The following is a 24,197-nucleotide window of genomic DNA, read 5'->3' on the forward strand; positions in this document are numbered from 1 at the left end:
CGAGCGGCGCCACGCCCGTCTCCGCTTCGAAGTGGCATGTCCATTGCTCCACCTCGCCATCGAAGGAGACACGCCATGGCTCAAGACGAGCGCCCGATGCAAGGACGAAGTCCCGACAGTCCCGCCGCGAGCCCGCCCGGCTACGGCGGTATTTCGGAGGGGACCGTGGGCGACCCGAGCGCAGCGGGGCAGGGTGGAGCGCCCGCGCCCCCGGCGGCGCCGCCGCAGGGCGAGGGCGCCCCGGGCGCGCGCGAGCCGGCGGCGCGCGGCCAGGACGTCGACGAGGGCGACGCGGCGCCGGAGCCCGTCGATATGCCGCGCGGGGGCGGATCGCCCAACGAGGCGATCCCTGGCGTGCTCGACGGGAGCAAGCCGCTGAACCCCGAGTCGAGCGCCGACCACAAGAGCAGCTGGCCCGACGAGGGCGGGACCGGCGAGGCAGGCGCCGGATAGAGGGAGCCGGGGCGCTCCCGCCCCGCGCCTCGTCGCACGGGATCGGGAGCGTGGTCAGACAGGAGCACTACCCACCTTCTCGGTCACCGCCATGCAGAGCGCGGCCACGCCGCGCCTCGGCACGGTGACGAGCTTGTCGCGGAACGCGGCGCGCTGGTCGGTGTAGAGCTTCGAGACCTTGTGCGAGAGGATCGTCGAGCTCCAGACCGCGACCACGTCGGCCCAGCGGAGATCGGCGTCGGCCTTCGTCGCGTTGCGGTGGCCTTCGCCGTCCACGATGCGGATGTCGACCTCGCCCGCGAGCAGCTGCCGCAGGTCCTCGGCCGTGCCCGGCCCTCCGCCGACCACGAGCAACCTCCGGAGCCCCCGCGCATGGAACGCCCCGATCATCGTGAGCGCCGCCCGCTTGTTCGCAGAGCTGCCGCACATGTCGCAAACTGCGTCGGCGCCGACCTCGACCACGCGGAGCCCCGCCTTCGCGGGGAGCTTCGCGCACTCGGCGCAGCGGCGCTCGACCGGCTCCGGCGCCGGCGCCGGTGGCGGAGGCCGGGCGAGGGCCTGCTGCGCCCGCTCCACCGTCTCCGGGGGGAGGAAGTCCGCCGGATGCCGGATGTCCGCCGCAGGCGCTTGATCCGCGAGCCAGACGAGCAGCTCTGTTTCAGAAATGTTTAGAGATTTTGCGAGGTTGCGCACACGAACGGATCGCGCCATTTCGCCGCGACTGTGACATGGGCGGGGCGGCGGCGCCCTGTCCTATCGCGGGGGGCGGCCGCGGGGTCGCCCCGATCGGTGAGGCGCGACACTTCTCAGTCGAGGGCGGCGGCGCGGCGGAGCCCGTGGCGCTGGAGGAGGCGGTGGAGGTACATCCGGTCGAGCCCCGCCTTGCGCGCGGCGCGGCTCACGTTGCCGTTCGACCACTCGAGCAGCGCGGCGAGGTAGTCCCGCTCGAACCTGTCGATGATGGCCTCCTTCGCCTCCTTGAAGGGCATCTCGATGTTCGCGGCCGGCGCCTCGCGCGCGGCGTCCGGAGACGCGGAGCCCGGCGACCTGGAGCCCGGCGGCGTGGAGCTGCGCTCGGACGGCGCGGTCGCCCCCATGGCGGCGCCCTCGCCGAGCACGACGCGGCGCTCGACATAGTTTCTCAGCTCCCGCACGTTGCCGGGCCAGTCGTAGCGCTTCATCTCCTCGATGACCTCGGGCGAAAAGAGGCCCACCTTGTCGGCGGCGCCGAGCTCGTTCAGAAAGCTGTGGACGAGGAGGCCGATGTCCTCCTTGCGCTCCCGGAGCGGCGGGACGCGCACGGTGAGCACCGAGAGGCGGTAATAGAGGTCCTCGCGGAATCGACCGCTGTTCACCTCGCGCTCGAGGCGCCGGTTCGTGGCGGCGATCACCCGGATATCGACCTTGCGCACCCGGCTCTCGCCGAGCCTGCGCACCTCGCGCGAGGCGAGGGCGCGGAGCAGCTTCGGCTGCATCTCCAGCGGCAGCTCGCCGATCTCGTCGAGGAAGACGGTGCCGCCGTCGGCCTCCTCGAAGGCGCCGGCGCGGTCGCGCGAGGCGCCCGTGAACGAGCCGCGCACGTGGCCGAACAGCTCGCTCTCGATGAGGCTCGGCGAGATGGCGCCGCAGTCGACGATGACGAGCGGCTTGTCGGCGCGGGCGCCGCGCTGGACGAGCTCGGTGGCGATGACCTCCTTGCCCGTGCCGTTCTCGCCCTCGATGAGCACGTCGGGCGCGCTCTTCGCCACGCGATCGAGGATGTGGAACAGGCGCCGCATGGGCACCGACACGCCCTGGAGCGCGCCGAAGCTGACGGCGCGCGCGAGCTCGGTCTCGGCGACGGCGTCGGCGTCGCGGATGCGCACGACCGACTCGCCGAGCTCGATGCGGCACTCCGGCAGGAGGGCGTCGGCGTCCCGCACGCGGACGCCGGCGATGGTGGTCCCGTTGAGCGAGCCGACGTCCGTCAGCCGGAACGTCGACTTCACGCGCTCGAGGATGCAGTGGAAGCGCGAGACGGCGCGGTCGGCGAGGACGAGATCGTTGCTCTGGTGGGAGCCGATGCGGATGAAGTCGCCGTCGAGCACCATCGCCCGGCTCGCGGGCTTGCCCCCCTCGCGCTCGACGCACAGCTCGATGCGGGGCACCGCCACCACCTCGGCCTTCATGCGGGGCTCGGTGGCGGCCGCGAGGCTGGTCGGGCCGGGGTCGTCGGGCGTGGCGGGGGGACGCGACATGCGCGCCATCTTACGCGGGAGCCCGCGGTCGTTCCAGGTGGCCTTGCTGACGCCTCACGGCGAGACGTCGCCGCCCGCGGCCTTGAGCCACACGACGGTCGCGCCCCACCCGCCGCGCGAGGCCGGGGCGTCGCGGAAGCCGTCGACGGCGGGGTGGCGCGAGAGGACGCCCTGCACGATGCGGCGCTGCACGCCCTTGCCGCGGCCGTGGATGATCCGCACCTCGCAGAAGCCGCGCCGCTGCGCCTCGTGGAGGTACTCCTCGACCACCGAGGCGACGTCGCGCGGGGCGAACGTGTGCAGGTCGATCGCGTCCTCGATCGGCATGACCACGACGTCGTCGCCGCCCGGCGCTCCGGGCGGCTCGACCTCCGCCGGCTCGACGTCGGCGACGGTGTCGATGTCGGGTGACGCGGGCGCGCGGGGCGAGAGCGCGCGGTCGAGCCAGGCGAGGAGTCGGCGGAGCATCCGCGCGGTGTAGCCGAGCCCGCGGCGGCCGCCACGGCGCGCGGCGTCGAGGGGTCGCGCGGCGTCGAGCGGCGCCCGCGCTGATAAATCACATTGCATATATGCCACGTGTGTCTTATGGTTCGGGTGTCATGTCTCTCCGCGGCGCCATCCTGGGCTTCCTCTCGCTCGAGCCGACGAGCGGCTACACGCTGAAACAGCGGTTCGACGGGTCGGTGCGGTCGTTCTGGTCCGTGACCCAGAGCCAGATCTACCGGGAGCTGCACGCGCTGGAGCGCGAGGGGCTCGTCGAGGCCACGACGATGCCCGGGGACGGCAAGCCGGACCGGAAGGTGTACTCTCTCACGGAGCCCGGCCGGGCAGCGCTCAAGGCGTGGCTCGAGGAGCCGCTCGAGCCGCTCCTGCTGCGGCACCCGCTCTTGCTCAAGCTCGTGTTCGCGGCGCAGGTGCCGCCGAAGAAGCTCGACGAGCTCCTGGCGAGGTACGCCCGCGAGATCGAGGCGACGAGGGTCGATTACGAGGAGAGGCTCGAGGACGAGCGGATCTTCGCGCTCGCGCGATCGGCGCGCGAGCACGACATATGGCGCCTGAGCATCGAGCACGGGATCGCGTGGTGCGACGCGGAGCTCCGGTGGCTCGAGCGCGCCCGCTGCGAGCTGTCGGCGGAACGAGGAGGGCAGAAGAGATGGAACCGAAAGACAAAGTGATCATCGTGACGGGCGCTTCCCTGGGCATCGGGCTCGCGGGCGCGAGGGCGCTCGCCCGCGAGGGCGCCCTCGTGGTCCTCGCCGCGCGGTCGATGGCCAGGCTGTCGGCGGAGGCCGACAGCATCGTCCGCGGGGGAGGGAGGGCCCTGGCCGTCGAGATGGACGTCACGTCCGACGCCTCGGTCGGGGCGGCGGTGGCGTCGATCCTGGAGCGGTTCGGCCGTATCGATGTCGTCATCAACAACGCTGGCAACGGCGGCAAGATGTCTCTCTGGGAGTCGACGGACGCGGCGTTCACGCGCGCGATGTTCGACGTCCACGTGTTCGGGATGGAGCGTGTCACGCGGGCTGTCCTGCCGGCGATGCTGGCGCAGGGCTCGGGCACGGTCGTGAACATCGCCTCGACGGTGGCGTGGGTCCCGATGCCGGCCGCCGCCGCGTACTCCGCGGCGAAGGCGGCGGTCGTCGCCTTCTCCGAGTCGCTGCGCGGCGAGCTCGAGGGGCGCGGCGTCCGGGTGACCGTGTTTGCCCCCCCGCACACGAGCACCGCCGCCGGCAACGACTGGCCACTTGAGGGGCCGCAGGTCTTCGCGCCCGAGTGGGTGGCCGAGCAGCTCGTCGAGACGCTCCGCCGGGACAGGCGCAGCTTCCTCGCGGGCGCCTCCAACCGCAGCCTGCTCGTGCTCCAGCGGATCGCGCCCGGCCTCGCGGCCCGCATCATGAAGGACATCGGGCTGCGCGCCGGGGCGAAGAGCGCCGCCATGATCCGCGGCGCCGCCTAGCTCCGTCCGCCAGAAATCCCGCCAGAGAAACCGGTCGATGACGAGCGGTCGCCGGAAACAGTAGAGACTTCCATGGTTTTTCCCTGTTTCGCCGCCGAGGACGGCTCCGGTGTGGCCCAACGGGGCGCCCTCTGCCGTCGCGTCGCCCGCGGTGAAGGGCCCGCGGCATCACCGATCGGGGTCGACGCCTGGCCTGGCGGCGCAGCGCCGAGGGATTCTCCTGCGCTCGCCGCCCTGTTGCCGGGCCCTTCGATGCGCTGCCGCCTGTTTCGGGATCGTGCCTGCGTCCCCGCACTCTTCCGGCCCAACGACTGGAGTCATGGGGTGTAGAGCGTCAGTAAAAGTTACTGTCGCTTCGTCCAGGGCAGCCGCAGTTCTCGATGAAACATTGGTTGAGTTGGACATCGGGTCACCCGTAGCTGTTACGGGTGCGGTTGAAGCTGCTCGGCCAAGGGGCGGAGAGGCGCCTCCCTCGACTTGAGGTCTCGCCACCACGGCGTTGGGGCATCGAGCTGCGAGGGTTCGACGACCTGACCGAGGCTCGGTGTGACAACCCGTAGGCCCTGTTCGGCCGCGAGTCGCACGAGCGTCTCCGCAGGCTCATCCCACGCGTGGAGCGCAAGATCGAAGGTACCCCAGTGCACCGGCAGCAAGGTCCCGCCGCCCAGCATCTGCAACACGTTGAGCGCGTTCTCGGGCCCCAGGTGAATGGCCTCAAAGCCTGGGTGGAACGCGCCGATCTCGAGCATGACGAGGTCGAACGGCCCGTACATCTGGCCCGTCTCGCGGAACTGTTCGGTCAGCCCCGTGTCGCCCGAGAAGAAGACCTTGTGCCGATCTGACTGGATGACCCATGACGACCAGAGGGTCGCGTCCCGGTCGCTCAGGCTGCGACCTGAGTAGTGCTGGCTTGGGTCGCGATGAAGCGCAACCCGCGAACGTCGCATGATTCACCCCAGTCGAGCTCGTGAATGCGCTCTGGCGCAATTCCCAGCCGCTCGAGGTGCGACCCCACCCCAAGCGGCGTGACGATCGGGATCGCCGGCATGCGAGCGAGACCGGCGATCGTGGTCGCACACAGGTGGTCGTAGTGGTCATGGGAGAGCACCACGGCATCGAGCGGAGGTAGCTCTCCGAGCCCTGCCGGCACGGAGTGAAAGCGCTTCGGGCCCGCGAAGGAGACCGGGGATGCCCGCTCGCCGAAGACGGGATCGGTCAGGACTCGATAGCCGTCGATCTCGATGAGCACGGTGCTGTGGCCGAGCCACGTCGTGCGGAGCCCGGAGCTGACCGGACGACCCCATGCTTCGTGGGGGCGCGTCGTCGGCAAGGGAGCTTTCGGTCTACGTCGAGCCCCCCCGAAGAGGAGCTCGGGGAGCATCGGAAGGACTCCGGTCGTCGACGCCCTCCACGGACCCAGCGGGTTACGAAAGACGTCGCCGTCGAACTGCCTCGACGAACGAACTCGTTCCAGACGAAGACCATGAAACCTCATGCGTTGCCTCTCGCCGCCCGAGCCGCCGCCTCGGCGCCGAGCTTCTCGCTCGACGTCCATAGGTCGGCCGCGAGCTTCGGATCCATCGCCTGCTTCTGCGGGGTCGCCGGCCGTCGCTTCGAGATGTACTCGCCCTTGAGCGACGCCGCCTCCGGCGAGGTCGGCGTCTTCGCGAGGTCGAGTTCTCCGCGCGCCTGCATGGAGCTTGAGGTCGACACGACGCGCGCGCCGGGGGTCTTGCGGATGAGGGCAAGCAGCGAGGTCGTGAACAGGAAGTACGCGAGGTGGTCTAGCGCGAACGTCAGCTCGAACCCGTCGGGCCCTATCGTCGGCTTCTTGAAGGTGGCGCCCGCGTTGTTCACGAGGACGTCGAGCCGATCGTGCTTGGCCTTGAACTCCACGGCGGCGCGCCTCACGTCGGCCATCCGCGACAGGTCGCAGAGAAGGATGTCGAGGTTCGGGTGCTCACTTGCTCTCCTTGGGAAAGTGGGGACGCAGAGCAGCGGCAAAGAGGAGGTCGAGTATCCGGTCGGGCAGGATGCGCACCAAGGTGAGGAGTGCGGCCTCGCGGCCGACGGTGTAGCGAGTGCGCGGCTTGCGCGCCGTCACTGCCTTGGCGATCACCTTGGCCGCAGCGTCAGCCGGCAGGCCCGACTTGGTGTGGTAGGCGGTCTGCGCGATGATGGCTTGCACCAGCCCGCCGTAGCGCTGGCTTTGCTCAGGCGTCATGGTCGACGCCACCTCATGGGCGCTGGCGATCGCCCGGCCGGGCATCTCCGTTCGCACGGCGCCCGGTTCGACCACGACCACCTGGACGCCCAGCGGGGCGATTTCGCGTCGCAAGGAGTCACTGACCGCTTCGAGCGCGAACTTCGTGCCTGCGTACGGACCATAGGTGGCCATGGCGACCTTGCCGCCCACGGAGCTGATGTTGACCACGCGACCCTTGCTGCGGATCAGGGCCGGCAGGAGTGTCTGCGTAACGGCGATGTGGCCGAAGAGGTTGACCTCGAACAGGCGTCGCCACTCGTCGATCGCGAAGACCTCGACCGGTGCGTTGACCGCCATGGCGGCGTTGTTTACCAGGGCCCGCACTGCCCGGCCCTGCGGGTCCCCGTGCACCCGAGTCGCCAGCGCCCGGATGTGGTCCGGGTTGGTGATGTCGAGGATCAGCGGCTCTATACCTGGCCCCCGGATTGCGTCGGCGTCCCGGTCGCGCCGGACACCCGCGAGGACGTGGAACCCCCGCCGAGCCAGCTCGCGTGCCGTGGCCGCGCCGATGCCGGTAGACGCACCGGTTATAATGACGATCTCTTGGATTTCAGGTGACGCTGTCATGACCGCGCTCCTTTCTTCGACGAACGAGGAGCGAAGCGCGCTGCGAGGAGCTGCGTCCGCTGCTCCAGCACCTCCATCGACGGTCGGTCCGAGAGCAACCCGTCGAGCGCGAGGAGGAAGACCTTGGCGCTCTCCTCATCGCCCAAGATGGCGCCCACGCACTCGAGCGTGATCTTGCGATAAAGTGCCTCGCTCTCGGGATCGATGCGCTCGCACGCCTCGATGAAATCGCTCCCCATCGGTGCCCCGACCATCTCAGCCCAGGGCTCGATCGCCAGCAGACGGCAGACGCTGAGCAAGCGCTCATAGGCGCTCCCCGGGCCGTTCGCCGCCTCCTTCGCGGCGGGGTGCCGAGAGACCAGCCAGTCCACGAATACGGCCCGGTAGATGTCTTCTTTGTCCTTGAAGATCCGGTAGAGCAGCGTGCGCGAGAGGCCGGCGCGCTTGGCGATGTCCTCGAAGGCCGTCTTCGTGAAGCCGAAGTTGAGGAAGCACCAGCGCGCGGCGGTCAGGATCCTCGCGCGGCGGGCGGCCGCCTCGTCGTCTGTCGTCGTCGCTTGCATGAAGACATTGTGACAAGTTGTGCATCAACTGTCAACACGTTCCCGATGGTCCCAAGACTGGGCAGTCGGGGAGGTCTGTCTGCCGGCTGCCGGCCTTGCGGATGTCCCCCTCGCCGTCGCCGCGCGGCTTTGTCCACCCCGGAGGCGAGGCGCGCGGTCCAGCTGCTCGGTGCCCAGGTGGACTGCCTCTCTGTTGCGACCAATGACTGCAGCCGCGCAGCGAGTTCGCTTCGCTTCGTGCCCGATGTGGGGCGCTCGTCAACGAGCTCTTCGCCGGGCGAAGCCTGCGCCTTCGCCTCGCCAAGCTTTTCCCCCTTCGTTCGAGCCATCGGCGCGTAGGTAAAAGAAGCCGGATCGCAGCGCGAAGAAGTGTAGCGCAGCAAACCGAAAGGGTGGGACCGCGAGCGTCGTGATGGCTCCCGTGGTGCGAGCCGCGCTGGCCGCACGGCGCCGACACCGCACGCCGCACGCCACGCGGTGAGGGCGCGTTTTCGCCGCGAATTTCGACACCCCGCCGGCAGCGAGTCGACGCGAGCGGCGGGCTCGACGTTCGGCCCAAGCTTGCTCACCCCTCCGGTGCCACCGGCAGCCCGAGCAGCTGACCGATCGCCTCGTGCACGACCCGGGCTGCCTCCGCGTCCCCGAGGGCGACGGCTCGGCTCAGAGTGCCGGCGAGCGACGTAACCACAGCGGCCCGAGGCGATGGATCGACCGTCGCGAGCTCCCCGGGCCCAGGGCTCGGCGGTTGGGCCCGGGTTGGGTCCATGCCACCCGAGGGGGTGCGATCCGTCGTCACGCCCTCCCTGAATCCCCGGGGACGGATCGCGACGGTTCACCCCCGCGGAAGAGTCCCGCCAGAGAAACCGGTCGATGACGAGCGGTCGCCGGAAACAGTAGAGATTTCCATGGTTTTCGCCTGTTTCGCCGCGGAGGGCGGCTCCGGTGTGGTCCAACGGGGCGCCCTCTGCCGTCGCGTCGCCCGCGGTGAAGGGCCCGCGGCATCACCGATCGGGGTCGACGCCTGGCCTGGCGGCGCAGCGCCGAGGGATTCTCCTGCGCTCGCCGCCCTGTTGCCGGGCCCTTCGATGCGCTGCCGCCTGTTTCGGGATCGTGCCTGCGTCCCCGCACTCTTCCGGCCCAACGACTGGAGTTATGGGGTGTAGAGCGTCAGTAAAAGTTACTGTCGCTTGACAACCGTTTCCGCTACCGGCTCACCCTTCGCCGCGCCGCTTTCCTTGGCACCTTCGCCGACTCCTCGCTCTGTCTGGTCCTGGTCCGGCTCGCCGACGCGCTCGCCGTCGAGCCCGGCGTCCTGCTGCGCCGCGCCACGCTGCCCGAGGTGACGCGCGGGAGGCCGCCGCGCAGCCCGCGGGCGAAGCGACAGCCGTCGGGGTAGGCCGGCCGCCGCCATGGGCTGACCCCCTCGCCCTGGCTCCAGCGTCCGTGCGGCGTTACGCGAAGCGCTCGGCGTTGACTGTTGATCCGGCGCGGGCGTAACCTGATCGCACCGCAGGCCGACCGGTCGCCACCCGCCATGGCCACCTATTCATTGGGCGGTCCAGCGGCCCGTGGAGAGCACAGGAAGGAGGAGCGAGGTAGATGACAATCTTCGTGTCAGCGCCTGATGCAGACGAGCCCGGGGTCGCCGGCCTCGACGCGGAATCGCGCGCCATCGTGGCAAGGGAGCACGAGAACCACGTGGCGCAGGTTGCCGTGTGGGATGCAAAGCTCGCCGAGATCCGCGCCGAGCAAGAGGCGCTCCTGAGAGATGGCCACTGGATAGGCGGACGGGACGACCTCCTGAGCATCCTCGGGCAGAGCCGGCAGGAGCCGTATCACGCTACGCTGCTGGCATGGCTGCTCGATCCCCAGGGTCGACATGGCTTCGGCTCTGGCTTCCTCGAGGCGTTGCTCCGCCGCTGCACAGCCGATCCGCCGGCCGAGCTGGACCGCGCCCGGCCCGCGCTCGAGGTGAGCCGGGGCAACGCCCGCGCCGATGTCGTCGTCGCTGGGCCTGGGCTCTACCTCGTGATCGCGAACAAGGTCGATGCCCGTGAACAGCCCCAGCAATGCGATCGCCTTTACGAGAGTTTCTGTCGAGACCCAGGTGCGCTGTTCATCTTCCTGTCGCCATCCGGACGAGCGCCCGTGACAGCCACGGGCGGCGCGCGGGAGGCGTTCAAGCCGATGAGCTACGCCGATATCGCGGCGATGCTCCGCGACGCGCTCGCCTCGGCGCCGGGCAAGGACGCGACGGCGCATGGGCGCGAGGCCGCCTCCAACTATCTCGCCACCCTGGAGAGGGAGTTCCAATGAACCGCATCGACGATCCGCGTGCCGTATTCTACCTCCGGCATCAGGCGCTCATCGAGGAGTTGGCCGCCCTCCGCGAGTCCGCCGCCGACCTCGCGCACGCGTTTCTATGCTCGTGCGCAGATGGGATCGTCGAGCTTGCCTACGAGCTCTCTCCAGACGTGGAGGTTTACAAATTCATGGAGGAAGACGAAGACTGGCCGAAGATCCTGCTGGTCTTGCCAGAATGGTTCGTGTCGCGCGAAGGCGAGCGCGTCCCCAGGGTCGGGATCGGCCTGGAGTGGAACAAGTCGAGACGTTTGAACTTCACGACCTCTCCTGCTTGCGCGTTCACAGGCGTATGGGTGGATTTCGACATCGACGGCGGCAAGGAGCTGTCGAGGAAGCTTCGTGCGGCCTTCGGAGAGGCCGGCGTCCTCAAGAAGCACAAGCTCGCCTCCAGCGCCTGGTGGCCCGCATACCGCTACGAGCCCGCGACAGGCGAATACTGGAACGACCTCGTACCCTACCGCGAACACCTCGTCGAGTCAGTGCGGTCCCACTGGACGGAGTTCGAGACCCGGGTCCGGGAAGTGCTGGCGGCCTGAGCGTCCAGCGCGACGAACGGGCTGAAACCGCCTGAAAAGCGCAGAGCTTCGAGTCGCCAGGACGCCGAGAGCGCAAAGAAGAGAATCCAATTCTTGGCGTCTTTGGTGCCTTGGCGGTTGAGTTCTCGCTTGATCAACGCGATCGGTGTTTCAAGCGGTCAGGCGCGCGCGCTTACGAGCCAGCAGGCCGCGGTGAAGCGGGCCGCGCCATCGCGAACCTACGGGTCGAAGGCAGCGCGAACCACCTCGGCCGTCCGGGCGCGCGCTACATTCAACAGATCGCGGCACCCGCCGAATCCGCCGAGGAGCAAGCGGGAAGAGCGCGGCATGCAAGCGAGAGGAGAGGCCGCAAGGGCGCAACATCCGGCGTCTCCTGATCCGGTGAAGGGCAAGCGCGACCCCCATCGCAGCTCGGCTATGTGACCGTTCACATAGGCGACGTAAATCCAAATCGGCCGATGATGGGGCGAGCTCTTGGCCGGAGCGCGCGCTCGAGTCGCCGCGCACGAGAGGCGATACCCAGGGCGCCGGCCGCCTGCGGCGTCGAGCGCCAGCCGTCCGTGCGCAGGTCGGCATCGAGCGCATCGGGCCGGCGATCACCGCGGTCCGGCGCCCACCCCCCCTCCCGTGGCCCGGCGCTCCGGAGGAGCCCGCCAGCGTTGTCCTCCCTCCGGGCTCGAGGATCCCGCTCGGGCCGGTCGATTGGGTTTGACACAAGAAATGTGATCGTTCACATTTCGAAAGGGGTATACTTGTGCTTTGCCCTGAGGGGTCGTCCTGCGTGCCTTTGCGCGGGCTATCCTCTCATCTGATGGCGCCTCCGTCGAGTCAGCACCAGGGGTGCGGGGCGCCAGCAATTCCGCTCGCGAGAGGATTCAACGTGCGCTTGAACACAACGTGGTACCGAGCAAGAAGAATGACCCTGTCGGCGATGGCGCTGGCCATCGTCGCCGCGATTCCGTCCCCCGCTCGGGCGGACAACCCGATCGTGCAGACCTTCTACACGGCCGACCCCGCTCCCATGGTGCACGAAGGCAGGTTGTACCTCTACACGTCCCACGACGAGGACGTGTCGGTGAACAACTTCTACACCATGAACGACTGGAGGTTGTACTCCACCACGGACATGGTCAACTGGACGGACCACGGCTCGCCCGCGAGCTACAAAACCTTCAGCTGGGGAACCGGCGATGCGTGGGCGCCGCAGGGGATCGCCAGGAACGGCAAGTACTATCTATACGTGCCGCTGAACAACGCCACCGGCGCGAGGATCGGCGTGGGCGTATCGGACAATGTGGCAGGCCCGTTCATGGACCCGCTGGGAAAGGAGCTGGCCGCGACCGGCTCCGGCAACATCGACCCGACGGTGTTCGTCGACGACGATGGACAGGCCCACATGTACTGGGGGAATGGCACCCTCCGGCACGTGAAGCTGAACTCGGACATGATCAGCACCTCGGGAAGCATCACCAACGTGCCGTTGAGTGGCTTCACCGAGGGGCCGTGGCTCCACAAGCGAGGGTCGCTGTACTACATGGTCTACGCCGCCATCGCCGGGACCGAGAAGATCAGCTACGCGACCAGCAACAGTCCGACCGGGCCCTGGACCGTCCGCGGCGACGTCATGGACGCTGGCCGAACCTACACCAATCACGCCGGCATCGTCGACTACAAGGGGCACTCGTACTTTTTCTATCACAACAACGCATTGCCGGGCGGCGGTGACTTCAAGCGCTCGGTCTGCGTGGAGGAGTTCACGTACGGCGCCGACGGCAGCATTCCGAAAATCTCGATGTCCACGAAGGGACCGTCCGCCGTCGCCACGCTGGATCCGTTCAGCCAAGTCGAGGCCGAGACCATCGCCTTCTCGTCCGGGCTCAAGACCGAGGTGTGCACCGACACCGGCGCCGGCATGAACGTCACGTCCATCAGCAATGGCGACTACATCAAGGTGAAGGACGTCGATTTCCTGGACGGCGTGACCTCCTTCGAGGCTCGGGTATCGTCCGCAGCCAGCAACGCGAAGATCGAGCTCCACCTCGACAGTGAGACCGGCACGCTGCTCGGGACGTGTGACGTCTCGGGCGCGTCGTCCTGGACCACCAAGACCTGTGCGGTCAGCGGGGGCAGCGGGAAACACGACTTGTTCCTGAAGTTCGTCGGTGGCAACGGCGACCTCTTCAAGTTCAACTGGTGGCGGTTTACCGGACCCACCATGCCGGATGGCGGGGACGGCGGAGGCGGTGCCGGCGGCTCGGGCCAGGGAACGGGCGGCGGCGGTGACAGCGCCGGCGCTGGGGGCACGACCTCGGGCAGCGGCGGCAGCGCCGACGCCGGGGGCACGACCTCGGGCAGCGGCGGCTCGGTCACCGCTGGCTCGGGCAGCGGCGGCAGCGCCGGATCCTCCGGTGGGAACGGCGCGGCGGACGCCGACCCAGGCGGCTCGTGCTCCTGCCGGACGGGCGCGAGCACTGGGAAAGGCGGACTCGCCGCCGCTCTCTGGCTGATCCCTGCTGCGCTCGTTCTCCGGCGTCGGCGCCGGTAGGCGCTCGCGATCCGGTGACTGATCGCTGCGAACGGCCGGCAAGCGGCTGGACCCTGCCCGCCGGCCGGGCGCGGACGGACCCGCAAGGTCACCGCTCCCCGGCGGTGGCCACCTTTCTCGCTGCAACGATCCGGTAGGACAGGCGGCCGAGCGCATACTCGAGCCCGCGCTCGAGGCTGCCGCGCGTCGTGATGCGGCCGAGGTCGACGTCGAGCCCGACCAGGGTCTGCGCCGCGGCGGGGCCCATGCCGACCAGCACGCTCTCGCAGCCGAGCAATGCCGCGGCTTGCACGGTGCGCAGCAGGGCCTCGGCGGCCATGGTGTCGACGAGCGGGACGCCCGTCACGTCGATGATCACGAAGCGCGCGGAAGCGTCGCCTATCGCGGCGAGGACGCTCTCGGTGACCTGCGCGGCCCGCTCCTGGTTCAGCGCGCCGACGAGCGGCAGGAGCAAGATGCCCTGCCAGATGCGCACGACCGGCACCGCGAGCTTTTCGAGCAGCGTGCGCTGCGCCTCGATGATCCCGAGCTGCGCGCGATTTTCAGCCTCGAGCCGCTCGGCCGCGACGAGCTTGCCCTTCATGTTCGTGATGTCCGTGATGATGCCGCAGAGCCCGACCACCTGCCCGGCGTCGTCGCGCATGGGGTACTTGCGTGTCCACATCGTCCGCTCGACGCGGTCGGCGCCGGTGACCACCTCCGGGTTCTCGTCGTGCTCGCCCGTGTTCACGACGAGATCGTCGTGCTCCCAGAAGACTTCGACCTGCTCGGCGGGCCAGAACCCCCTGTCGTCCTTGCCGATGAGCTCCTCCCGCGGGTACCCGACGAGCTTACAATACCCCTCGTTGACGGCGACCCAGCGATGCGCCCGGTCCTTGACAAAAAGGGGATCGGGCACGGTGTCGAGGATGCGCTGGAGCAGCTCGACGCGGCGCCAGGTGAAGGGATCGACGGGAAGGCTGGTCATTGCAACGCTGTTTACCCCCGCCGGAAACATACGCTCCCATCATGCAAAGGAACGCCCTCCGGCTCAAGAGCTGCTCCGGCCGCCCGGCAACTTCGGCTTCGCGCTCACCGGGCTCGAGGGGGCGCTCACGCCGAGCGGGCTCGGCTCGAGCGTGGCCCAGCGCGGCCCCGACGGGCCGCTCTCGGCCGCACCGTCCGTGCTGGCGCCGGGGCGGGGTCTTCGTCGCACGGGACTGGCGGCTTGGCCGGTCGGCAACCGGCAGTCGGTGCCCGAGGTCGAACTCAGACAGGGCAGTTCGGCCCGTCAGAGCGGGCGCGCCATGTACCGTGTCCCCGGAACGGGGTCATGCCGGTAGGTTTCATCCTGTGCGCTCAGCGCGGGCGGCGCTTCGAGCGACCGAGCAGCAATCCCAGTGCCGCGACGAGGAGCCCCGCTTGGGCGCCAGAGTCTCTCGCGTCGTTGCCCAGGGCGCAGCTGCAGCCGGAGCTCGAGCTCTCTCCTCCCGTCGAGCCGCCAGTTCCCGCGCTGGCGTCTTGCCCGTTCGCCCCCCCGGACCCGGTGCCAATCGCGCCACCGCTGCCTGCGCTGCCGCCAGCGCCACCCTCCGTCACCCCGCCCGCACCTCCGGCTCCGGCCGCGCCTCCCGCGCCTCCGGCTCCGACCGCGCCACCGGCACCACCGGTTCCGGCCGCGCCACCCGCACCACCGGTGTCGCCACCACCGGGAACAGCACCGGGACAAGCCGCCGTCTCTGGATCCTGACCACCGGCCTTGTCGAGGCCGAAATAGGCGGCGACGGCGGGTCCGTCGAACGGCACAGCATGCCCGACGCCGTCCATCGAAAAGGTCTCGTAGACCGTGTAGCCGCAAGAGCTCTTCCAGGACTGGCGCGTGGTTCCGGTCCTCGGAGCGTCGGTCTCATCCGGGGTTTCGTTCAAACCCAGGAGGTTCGTCCACTCTTTCACGTCTTCAGCCATGTTCTTGTAGCTGAGGATCGTGTCGGCGGTGCCATGCCAATGCTGCAGGCGCGGGCGATGGCCGGTGTAACCGGGATAGTACGAACGAACGAGGTCTCCCCATTGCTGCCCGGTCTTCGTGACGTTGCCGCCCCCGCAGGGCCCGCTCCACTGGGCATTGCTCCCCGTCCCGGTGACGTCGTTGTAGCCCTCGGCCCAGCAGCCACACGGAACGCCCATCAGCGACACGCCGGCCATGAACACGTCGGGGTACACACCCAACAGCGCCTCGGTCATGATGCCGCCCGATGACCCGCCAACCGAGTACACGCGGCCCGCATCGCCGTCGTACTTCGCGAGCGTGTATTTTACCATCTGGACGATGGCTCCGGTGTCGCCACCACCGTCGTGTTTGAGCGATCTCGTCGATCCCGCGTCCCAGCAGTTCTGCCCGGTGGCCTCCGGGAAGATCATGATGAAGCCACTGGTGTTCGCTATAGAAACCAGGCTCGACATCTCGCCGAACGTCCCCGGGCCCGTTCCCTGGCAATGATGGGGAGCGACCACGATGGGAGGCTTGGTCGCCAGCGTGTCAGGCACGTAAATGTACGAGTTGACGTAGCTGGGGAGGCCGTCCACCCCCCATTCGCTCTGGTTGACCTTTTGCAGCGATGCCCCGCGCGCAGGCAGCGCAGCGAGCAGCGCCAACGAGAGCGATGCGAGCCCGAGGACGTGACTTTGGAATTGGTCCATCGGGCAGAGATGCTACACCAATGCTAACCTGGTACGCAAGCCAGCACCGCTCTGTCTCGCGGGCATGGGAATGAGCAGTCGGAGCGCGATGCCCAAGTGCTTCGCTGTCTCGATAAAATCCGCTATTATGAAAACCGCTCTAGAATTGACTCAGGAAAGTCCAGACTTCCTGGGGCATCCACGACATGTTCTGCCCGGCGTCGTTCGGCGACGGAGTATGACCGCCGTCGTAATCACACCAGCGGGTGGGGTGACCCGCCGAGCAGCCCTTGTAGTCTGAGCAGGCGTGGCCACCTCTGGGCGCCTTGGCCAAGGTCTCCACCGTGCATCCATTTTGCTTGGCGAAGAAGTCGCTGTTGGAGGTTTGTCCGGCTCCGCCGCTCTCCTGCTGACCGAGCGAAGACATGAAGGCGACCGGCTGACAGCTCGCGGGCCGGGCGACACCGCCGCCGGAGTGGACCACCGCGGCGCGGTAAACGTTCGGACGCGCGCAGGCCAGCGTCCACGCCATGGCGCCGCCCTGGCTGAAGCCTTCGAGCTCGATGCGCGAGGTATCGATGCAGAGATCGTCTGTGACCTGCTCGAGGATGTCGTCGACGAAGGTCACATCGTCGTCGGCTGACCAGAACCCGCCGACCGCGTCGGGCGCGATGAAGATGGTGCTCCCTTCGGAGAGCGACCAGAGCCCGAAGTACGAGGGAGCAACCTGGCTGCTGTCGCCCGTAGCCCCGTGGAAGGAGAGAATGAGCCGGTACGGGTGGCTGTTATCGTAATCGTCGGGAACGCGCAGGGCGTACTTGCGGCTCTTCCCGCCGCTCAGCACGGCGCCAGCGCCGTTCTGAAGCGTGCGCATCTTGCCGCAGCCGGCCGACTTCATCACGTCACCTCCGTCTCCACCTCCGCTGCCGCCGGCCCCGGCTGTGCCGGCACCGCCCGCGCCGCCCGCGCCGCCCGCGCCGCCCGCGCCGCCCGCGCCGCCCGTTCCGCCCGTTCCGCCCGAGCCCGCTCCACCCGCGCCCGCTCCGCCGCTGCCGGCTGCATCGCCGCTGCTCGTGCCACCGGAAGCAGCGCCACCGCCGGAGCCACTCGCGGAGGTTTCACCGGCGGCTGATCCGCCAGCGTGGCCGCTGTCGCTACAGCCGAGGCTGAGAGCGGCGCAGAGGCCCAAGCCGCCCCAGATCGGTCGCAGCCAGCGCGAGTGATGGTGAATGCGATCGTCGCCCACAGAGCCAACACTGGATGACATGGGTGCGCTCCTCCGTTGACATCCGACTTGACGCGAGGTCATTCCCAGCTCTTGCGCTGGGGATTCACCCAGGGTGAGGTGCACATCACGCAATCATCGCCGTAGAAATAGTGCTTCCCACCGGTGTCGTTGTAGATCCAGTAACGGAGCCAGGCCACGATCGCCGGCCGCTGGACGCCCCCCACGTCGCGCGTGATGTACCCATGATCCGCGCCCATCACCGTCGCCAGGAACGTCTGGGTCTGGGACATGTCGTAGGTCTTTTGCTGCATTGGCAGCCCGATCGTGTCCTGCGTTCCGCTGGTCTGCAGCATGGGCCCGTGCAGGGCCGCTGTCGCGACGTGGCCGTGGATCGAGACGACGGTGGCCACGGCCTCATGACCGCCGAGCTCCACGGCGGCGGTACCGCCGACCGAGTAGCCCATGGAAACGGCATGCTTCACGTCGATCTTGCCCTGGTAGACGCTGCCCGCCTTGCTGTTTTGCTCGATGATCCAGTCGAGCCCCTCCAGCATGGCCTCGCGGTTGCTCGGGGCGTTGGGACCGCCCGTGAGGAGATTGGCTCCAACCACCACGAAGCCGTGAGAAGCGAAGTTCGTCAGGAGATCCGTGTAGCTGGTCACCTGCGTATTGATCCCGGGTCCAAAGATGATCGGCGCGTGCAAGAAGCCGTCATCACCCAGGCGTTCAGGCCTGAAGATCGTGTGGTTTCCGCTGGGCCCCGAGCTCCGCTCCACAGTCGTCGCGAACGGACCCTCGGCCGAGTAATCCGTGATCGGCGGGAGCGGCGAACCACCGGCCCCGCCCGCTGCATCGCCGCCGTCACCTGCTCCGCCCGCGCCCGCGCCCGCGCTCGCGCCTGCCCCGCCCATTCCACCGTCGCTGATGTCGGCGCCGCCGCTGCCACTGGCGGCGCCGCCTGACCCAGCGGTTACGCTGGTCGACGCCCCGCTGGTGGCTGACACGCCCGAGCTGCCCGCACCGGCAGCTTGTGCCTCGTCGCCGCTACCTTCGCTGCACGCCAGCAGCGCGACGCTCGAGAGCAAGCAGAAGACATTGAAGCGCCTGATGGCTTTCTTTTCGTTGTACACGAGGCCTCTCTGGTTACGTCACGCCAGCGCGAAACGCTCGCTTCAGGCCGACGATGGCGAAATTGGCAGACAGGTGGTTGCCAGGCGTTCCGCACTTGGCGTGCGCCCTGACGTCATCCCAGCCGAGCCCGACTGCTGCTCCTTTTCCCCCTGCGTGCGCCTCGTCTGGAGCCATGGCGCGACCGTCAAGGTGAACGCGCATGAGCACGCAGGGCCCGCTGCGCATGACGGCCTATCCAGGGCAAGGCGCAAGAATATCCGGAGCGCTCAATGTGAGCGCTCACATGGCCGGCGTCAATCAAAAACTGGCGCGCGACGATCGTCGGCGAGCGCGAGGTCGTGCTAAGGGTCGACGGCGTCTATGACGGCCTGCCACTCCGTCGAGAAAGAGCCGTCCGTGCGCTTGATCTCCGACCCCGTGTCCCACAGCACAGGAACGATACCGCGAGACTGCGCCGCCTCCACCACCGACTGCATCCACAGCCTCCGCGAGGCCGGCTCACGGGGGTAGTTCTGGCCCGGCGTGACGGCGAACTCGCCGAGGATGATCGGGATGCTCCGCTGAGCGCTGAACGCGCCAAGCTTGTCGAACAGGCTCTTCAGCTCGGCCTTCTCGGGATCCGTGCCCCACGTCGTCTTGGGAGAGCCCCAGGTCTCCACCGTGTCGAGGCCGCAGAAGGTGTAGGGCGTGTAGTAGTGGATCGAGAGGAAGAGGCTCTTCGTGCCGGCCGGATCGGTCGGCACCTTGAAATCGCTCACACAGGTCCTGTCGATGTCCGTCACGAAGCCGGCGATGAGCAGGGCGCGGCTCGTGTTGTACCCGCCCTTCTCGCGCACGGTGGTGACGAAGAGCTGGTTCATCTCGTTCAGGGCGGCATAGTCCGGCGTCCCCCCGTCGCGAACGCCGTTGACCCAGTAGTTTCCCTCCTCGTTCATCCCCTCGAAGATCAGCTTGTGACCGACGCCGCTGAAGGCCGTTGCGATCTGGGTCCAGTAGGACGCGAACTTGCTTTTGACGTCGTCGGTGAGCTTGTGCTTGTCGGCGTTGGCCTCGTTGTAAATCCAGCCCCCGTCCCAGTGGATGTTCACGATCGAGTACATGCCGGCGGTCTCGATCCAGCCCACCACCTCCTTGACTCGGGCCATCTTTGTAGCGTCGATCGTGCCGTTGACGGCGTAGGTGTCCCAGGCCACGGGCACGCGCACCGTCTTGATGCCATGGCTGGCCATGCCGTTGATGAACGCCTGCGTGATCAGCGGCTGGCCCCAGCCCGTCTCCCACTCGGTGGTGTTCTCCAGCGTGTTGCCGATGTTGGCTCCGATGCCCATGTCGGAGACCATGGCTGCGGCCTCCGCCGGCGTCGCCGATCCGCCGGTCCCGCCGGAGCCCCCGGTTCCCCCCGTGCCGTCACCGCCCATGCCGTCACCGCCCGTACCGGCACCGCCCGTGCCGGCACCGCCCATGCCGGCACCGCCCGTGCCGGCACCGCCCATGCCGGCATCGCCCGCGCCGGCGCCGCTCGTGTCCGTGCCTCCGCTGCTGCCTCCGGCGTTCCCGCTCGTGTTGCTCTCCGAGGAGCACCCCAGCGCAACGAGCATCAACAAGGGGGTCGTGAGATTGAACCAAGACGTGGCTGCAGAGCGGCAGACTTGAAGAAAGGCCATGAACGACACAATATCTTAGTCCGCCGCGAACGACAAGGACGCGCGTCCGGCGGAGCCAACGCAGGGAGCCGCTCGGTGAAGATCGCGCGCTGGCAGTTGGGCTGCTTGCACCGGAACCGCCGGACCTGCACCTGCAGTCGGACAGGCACCCCCTGACAGGGCAGATCGGCCAGGGTGCGCCGATAGCGGCTCTGGATGCGATTCGACCCGCATCCACAGTCCGGACAGCAGGCTTCGGCGTCGCGCCTGCGCAGGGTCAGCTCCCCTGCAGGCGAGACGCCCCGAGCGCGGCGCTACGCGCGGGCGAGGGTCCCGTCCGCGGCGAGGACGTCGGTCAGAACTGCTTGAAGAACTTCCACGACTCGATGGGAATCCAATTCGGATTGCCGTCGATGTTCGTGTGCCCGCCGCCGAAGGTGCACACCCGTGTCGGATGTTCCGGATCGCAATCCTGGAAATCGTAGCAGCTGTACGCGCCGTTTGAAGTCGGGATGTCGTTCGGAATCGTGCAGCCGTTGTCTTCGGCTTTTTCGAGGGCAATGAACTTGGCTCCTCTTTTTTGAGATTCGTTGTTCACCCAGGGGCAAGTCCCGTCGCTCATGCCCGTCGTGTGCATCCAAGCAATGGGCTTACGTGTCTTTTCAGGCAACCAGATGTTGTAGTTGGCCGGGGCGATGCCCACGGCCGCACGGATTTCCGCTTGATGGTTCGTCGACAGCGAATAGGTGATCATCCCTCCGAAACTGAAGCCGGTCGCGAACACGCGGGTCGTGTCGTAGCAGACACTTTCATTCATGAGCGCCATGATGTCGTCGAACAGCGCGTGGTCCTTCTCTTGCCACGTTGCACCGTCCGAGGAGGGGGCCACGAAAATGGCTTGCTCTCCGTCGGCCTCCATCTGCGGTTTGAGAAAGTAGAAGTCTTGCCCCTCGACGTCTTGCCAGCGGCTGCCGATCCAGTGTGAGGTGTAGAACAGCCGGTAGGGCTTGTTCATGTCGTAGTTGCTGGGCATATCGACGTAGTACACGCGATTCTGGCCCGAACTCGAGATCGTATACTCCTTGGTCGTCAACGTGGTTGCCTTGCCGCACCCCGCGCTCGGCACAGGCGCGTTCCCCATGGGAATGGCTCCTTCGGGCCAGCCACCCGTGCCATCACCGCCGCTGCCCGAGCCGCTCGTCGTGCCTCCCCCGGTTCCGTTCGGCACACCCCCCGAACCACCTCCGCCCGAGGCAGCTCCGATCGAGGCATCTCCGCCTGTGCTCTGGGCACCCCCCGAAGACATTCCGCTCGAAGCGCCCCCAGTGCCGGCCGACGCTCCGCCCGAGGTCGAGCCAGAGGCCGTGCCAGATCCGCCGTCATCGCTCGAACATGCGACGATGAGCACGCTGAGAGCGCTCACACTGAGAAAGAGACTGCTTGATTTCATAGAGACTCCTTGGAGTGGGTGTCGAGCCGACTTCACGAATCTGCGCTCCACGCGGCGGCGCGGGAGCGAGCTGCCCATCGGAGTGGATCTCAGAAGGACGCGTGATCGGCTGATTCAAGATTCGGAGGGATAAACAGCCTTCTGCAGGGGAGAAAAGGCGCTCCTCCCAGAAGAAGAGAACGGTCGCACGCGATCTGGAAGCGTCACGCTCGACAAGGCCGCCAAGGAAGCGCCTCCCTGGGGCGATCAGATCCGGTACGGCATTGACGAGAACGCCGCGAATCAGTGCGTCGCGTCCGCATTCCATGAGTACGGGTTTGGGGAGTGTATTTCTTACAAGGTTCCTTTCTTCCTTTCTTACATCCCTTGATCGGCAGCCCGATCGTGTCCTGCGTTCCGCTGGTCTGCAGCATGGGCCCGTGCAGGGCCGCTGTCGCGACGTGTCCGTGGATCGAGACGACGGTGGCCACGGCCTCATGACCACCGATTTCCACGGCGGCGGTACCGCCGACCGAGTAGCCCATGGAAGCGGCATGCTTCACGTCGATCTTGCCCTCGTAGGCGCTGCCCGCCTTGCTGTTTTGCTCGATGATCCAGTCGCGCTACGCTGGTCGTCGCCCCGCTGGTGGCTGACACGCCCGAGCTGCCCGCCACCGGCAGCTTGTGCCGCGTCGCCGGTATCTTCGCTGCATGAAAGCAGCGCGACGCTCGAGAGCAAGCCGAAGAAATTGAAGCGCCTGACGGCTTTCTTTTCGTCGTGCACGAGGCCTCTCGGGTCGCGTCACGCCAGCGCGAAGCGCTCGCTTCAGGCCGACGATGGCGAAATTGGCAGACAGGTGGTTGCCAGGCGTTCCGCCTTGGCGTGCGCCCTGATGTCATCCCAGCCGAGCCCAACTGCTGCTCCTCCCCCCTGCGTGCGCCTCGTCTGGAGCCATGGCGCGACCGTTCAAGGTGAACGCGCATGAGGGCGCAGGGCCCGGTGCGCATGACGGCCTATCCAGGGCAGGGCAAAAGAATATCCGCAGCGCCCACTGTGAGCGTTCACATGCCCGGCGTCAATCACAAACTGGCGCGCGGCGATCGTCGGCGAGCGGGAGGTCCGCGTCTGGCGGGGAGCGGAGCTGGTGGCGCGGCATGACCGCGCCTTCGAGCCTCATGCTCGCGTCACCGACCCCAGCCACACCGACGCGTTGCGGCGCAGGCCTGCCGCGCCGACGGAGGAGCTCCTGCTCTTTCTGACGGATTCAGCGCCCTTGTCGCGAGCGCTCCGTGTGGCGGAGGGCGTATGCGATGCCGCTTTGCAGAGTGCCCAGCGTGGTGATGCCGGACAGGTCCACGCCGAGCGTGACCAGCGTCTGCGCCACCTCCGGGCGAACGCCGGTGAGCACCACGCGGGTGCCGAGCAGCTGGCCGGCGTGCGCCGTCCGCGTCAGCGCGTCCGCGACGTGCGTGTCGACCTCGCGCACGCCGGTGACGTCCAGGATCGCCGTGTGGGCGCCGTGATGGCTGATGCCGGCGAGCAGCGTCTCCATGATCTGCGCTGCGCGCGCGGTGTCGATCGTCCCTACCAGCGTCATCGCCACCACCCGGTCGGCGATCGGGATGAGCGGGGTGGACAGCTCCCGGAGGGCGGCCTGCTGGGCGACGATGATCTTCTCCTGAAGCACGGCCCGGTCGGCCTCCGCATGCCTCAGCGACGTGTTATTTGTGACGATGCCGCCGAGGCCGATCGGCTCGCCTCGCCCGTCGAGGATGGGGAATTTGACCGTCGAGAAATGAATGCTCGTGTCGCCGAACCTCAGGACCTCGTCGTACTGCATCGCCTTCCGCCCGGCGAGCACATCGCGCTCTCGCGCCACGACCTCATCGATGGCCTCGGGGGCCAGGGGGCTCAACTCATGTTCCCTCTTGCCGATGATATCGACGATGTGCCTCTGATAGACCTCCGCGTGAGCGCGGTTGGTGAAGATATAGCGTCCGTCGGTGTCCTTGACGAAGATGGAGTTGCGCGAGTGGTCCACCAGCTGAAGGAGCAGCTGAAGCCGCCCGAGCAGCGTGTGCTCGCTCCACGGCGCGTCGCTGGCGTCCTCGACGATCGCCGCGATCTCACGCGCGGCGCCGCGGTCGTCGCGCAGCACCCCGTGGGTCCACCGGCAGCTGCGCGCCTGCCCGTCTTTCGTCCTGCCCTCGCTCGTGACCGAGGCGAACCGGTTCTCCGCCCAGTCGAGCATGAGCGCGCGCACGGCGTCGGGGGACACGGGATCTGCGGCCACGAGGTCCCAGAGCGTGCGACCGACGGCCTCGCCCTCGCTCCAGCCGAAGACGCGCTCGGCACCATCGTTCCAGCGCGTCACCGTGCCATCGGGGCGCCAGTGGATCAGCGCTGGCTCCGGCGTGTGCAGCCACGCGAGCGTGGCGAGCGCGGCGTGAGCGTCCGCGCTCGCCGCGTCGCGCCGCGCTGCTCCCTCTGCCACGGGGCCGTAGGACCGCTCCGCCAGTGCTCCCTCCAGCTCCTGGATACGCGCCTGCAGCGCCGCGATCTCTGCCCTGAGCCGCCCGGTTTCCCCCAGCCCGTCGTCTGCCATTCGCTAGTTGCTGGACT

General features: G+C 68.0%; 21 protein-coding genes and 1 pseudogene. 6 read left to right on the forward strand and 16 right to left on the reverse strand.

Annotation, left to right across the window (positions count from 1 at the left end):
- Window positions 1-75 precede the first annotated feature (75 nt).
- Window positions 76-453, forward strand: a complete 378-nt coding sequence (locus WMF36_RS07935) for a hypothetical protein (RefSeq protein WP_437579004.1) — start codon at window positions 76-78, stop codon at window positions 451-453.
- A gap of 54 nt (window positions 454-507) precedes the next feature.
- Here the strand turns inward: WMF36_RS07935 and WMF36_RS07940 are convergent, their stop codons facing one another.
- The 3 genes from WMF36_RS07940 to WMF36_RS07950 form a co-directional block, all read right to left on the reverse strand.
- Window positions 508-1,146, reverse strand: a complete 639-nt coding sequence (locus WMF36_RS07940; protein ID WP_437579005.1) for a hypothetical protein — start codon at window positions 1,144-1,146, stop codon at window positions 508-510.
- Window positions 1,147-1,259: 113 nt separating this feature from the next.
- Window positions 1,260-2,690 (reverse strand): sigma 54-interacting transcriptional regulator, encoded by a 1,431-nt coding sequence (locus WMF36_RS07945; protein WP_437579006.1) that lies wholly within the window; start codon window positions 2,688-2,690, stop codon window positions 1,260-1,262.
- A 54-nt stretch (window positions 2,691-2,744) separates the two neighbouring features.
- A complete protein-coding gene (locus WMF36_RS07950) occupies window positions 2,745-3,158 on the reverse strand; it encodes a Smr/MutS family protein (protein WP_437579007.1) in 414 nt (137 codons plus the stop codon).
- A 131-nt stretch (window positions 3,159-3,289) separates the two neighbouring features.
- On the opposite strand from WMF36_RS07950, the gene WMF36_RS07955 reads away from it, so the two are divergent.
- Window positions 3,290-3,865 carry a PadR family transcriptional regulator gene (locus WMF36_RS07955; protein ID WP_437579008.1) on the forward strand — a complete coding sequence of 192 codons (576 nt, stop codon included), beginning with the start codon at window positions 3,290-3,292 and terminating at the stop codon, window positions 3,863-3,865.
- Window positions 3,844-4,647: an SDR family NAD(P)-dependent oxidoreductase gene (locus tag WMF36_RS07960; protein ID WP_437579009.1), complete on the forward strand. Its 804-nt coding sequence runs from the start codon at window positions 3,844-3,846 to the stop codon at window positions 4,645-4,647. Before WMF36_RS07955 ends, WMF36_RS07960 begins: the two co-directional genes overlap by 22 nt.
- A 422-nt stretch (window positions 4,648-5,069) precedes the next feature.
- On the opposite strand, the pseudogene WMF36_RS07965 reads toward WMF36_RS07960, so the two are convergent.
- The 4 genes and pseudogenes from WMF36_RS07965 to WMF36_RS07980 form a co-directional block, all read right to left on the reverse strand.
- A pseudogene (locus tag WMF36_RS07965) lies at window positions 5,070-6,202 on the reverse strand (MBL fold metallo-hydrolase).
- The gene (locus WMF36_RS07970) at window positions 6,139-6,651 is read right to left on the reverse strand and encodes an SDR family NAD(P)-dependent oxidoreductase (protein ID WP_437579010.1); all 513 of its coding nucleotides are present in this window, start codon (window positions 6,649-6,651) and stop codon (window positions 6,139-6,141) included. Before WMF36_RS07970 ends, WMF36_RS07965 begins: the two are co-directional and overlap by 64 nt.
- Entirely contained in the window at window positions 6,608-7,480 is an 873-nt protein-coding gene (locus WMF36_RS07975; protein ID WP_437480114.1) for an SDR family NAD(P)-dependent oxidoreductase, read from the reverse strand. Before WMF36_RS07975 ends, WMF36_RS07970 begins: the two co-directional genes overlap by 44 nt.
- Window positions 7,477-8,043, reverse strand: coding sequence for a TetR/AcrR family transcriptional regulator (locus WMF36_RS07980; protein ID WP_437579011.1), 567 nt, complete (start codon window positions 8,041-8,043; stop codon window positions 7,477-7,479). Before WMF36_RS07980 ends, WMF36_RS07975 begins: the two co-directional genes overlap by 4 nt.
- A 1,599-nt stretch (window positions 8,044-9,642) precedes the next feature.
- Between WMF36_RS07980 and WMF36_RS07985 the strand changes: the two genes are divergently transcribed.
- From WMF36_RS07985 to WMF36_RS07995, 3 genes are all read left to right on the forward strand, one after another.
- A complete protein-coding gene (locus WMF36_RS07985; RefSeq protein ID WP_437579012.1) occupies window positions 9,643-10,359 on the forward strand; it encodes a PD-(D/E)XK nuclease family protein in 717 nt (238 codons plus the stop codon).
- Complete coding sequence (locus WMF36_RS07990) at window positions 10,356-10,943, forward strand: hypothetical protein (protein ID WP_437579013.1); 588 nt, start codon at window positions 10,356-10,358, stop codon at window positions 10,941-10,943. The genes WMF36_RS07985 and WMF36_RS07990 overlap by 4 nt, the downstream gene beginning before the upstream one ends.
- A gap of 916 nt (window positions 10,944-11,859) precedes the next feature.
- The gene (locus WMF36_RS07995) at window positions 11,860-13,488 is read left to right on the forward strand and encodes a glycoside hydrolase family 43 protein (RefSeq protein WP_437579014.1); all 1,629 of its coding nucleotides are present in this window, start codon (window positions 11,860-11,862) and stop codon (window positions 13,486-13,488) included.
- An 88-nt stretch (window positions 13,489-13,576) separates the two neighbouring features.
- Here WMF36_RS07995 and WMF36_RS08000 read toward each other — a convergent pair whose 3' ends face one another.
- From WMF36_RS08000 to WMF36_RS08040, 9 genes are all read right to left on the reverse strand, one after another.
- Window positions 13,577-14,455 (reverse strand): PAS domain-containing protein, encoded by an 879-nt coding sequence (locus WMF36_RS08000; RefSeq protein WP_437579015.1) that lies wholly within the window; start codon window positions 14,453-14,455, stop codon window positions 13,577-13,579.
- 63 nt (window positions 14,456-14,518) lie between these two features.
- Window positions 14,519-14,683 (reverse strand): hypothetical protein, encoded by a 165-nt coding sequence (locus WMF36_RS08005; RefSeq protein ID WP_437579016.1) that lies wholly within the window; start codon window positions 14,681-14,683, stop codon window positions 14,519-14,521.
- A gap of 143 nt (window positions 14,684-14,826) precedes the next feature.
- A complete protein-coding gene (locus WMF36_RS08010; protein ID WP_437579017.1) occupies window positions 14,827-16,164 on the reverse strand; it encodes an extracellular catalytic domain type 1 short-chain-length polyhydroxyalkanoate depolymerase in 1,338 nt (445 codons plus the stop codon).
- A gap of 139 nt (window positions 16,165-16,303) precedes the next feature.
- The gene (locus tag WMF36_RS08015; protein ID WP_437579018.1) at window positions 16,304-17,041 is read right to left on the reverse strand and encodes an alpha/beta hydrolase family esterase; all 738 of its coding nucleotides are present in this window, start codon (window positions 17,039-17,041) and stop codon (window positions 16,304-16,306) included.
- A 407-nt stretch (window positions 17,042-17,448) separates the two neighbouring features.
- A complete protein-coding gene (locus WMF36_RS08020) occupies window positions 17,449-18,501 on the reverse strand; it encodes a poly(ethylene terephthalate) hydrolase family protein (RefSeq protein WP_437579019.1) in 1,053 nt (350 codons plus the stop codon).
- Window positions 18,502-18,843: 342 nt separating this feature from the next.
- Complete coding sequence (locus WMF36_RS08025) at window positions 18,844-20,100, reverse strand: glycoside hydrolase family 5 protein (protein ID WP_437579020.1); 1,257 nt, start codon at window positions 20,098-20,100, stop codon at window positions 18,844-18,846.
- Window positions 20,100-20,426: a transposase family protein gene (locus WMF36_RS08030; RefSeq protein ID WP_437581868.1), complete on the reverse strand. Its 327-nt coding sequence runs from the start codon at window positions 20,424-20,426 to the stop codon at window positions 20,100-20,102. The genes WMF36_RS08025 and WMF36_RS08030 overlap by 1 nt, the downstream gene beginning before the upstream one ends.
- 74 nt (window positions 20,427-20,500) lie before the next feature.
- Window positions 20,501-21,373 (reverse strand): alpha/beta hydrolase family esterase, encoded by an 873-nt coding sequence (locus WMF36_RS08035; protein WP_437579021.1) that lies wholly within the window; start codon window positions 21,371-21,373, stop codon window positions 20,501-20,503.
- A 1,466-nt stretch (window positions 21,374-22,839) separates the two neighbouring features.
- Complete coding sequence (locus WMF36_RS08040) at window positions 22,840-24,180, reverse strand: PAS domain-containing protein (protein WP_437579022.1); 1,341 nt, start codon at window positions 24,178-24,180, stop codon at window positions 22,840-22,842.
- Window positions 24,181-24,197 lie beyond the last annotated feature (17 nt).

This window comes from Sorangium sp. So ce887, assembly GCF_051521455.1.
In the GTDB taxonomy this organism is placed as follows: Bacteria; Myxococcota_A; Polyangia; order Polyangiales; family Polyangiaceae; genus Sorangium.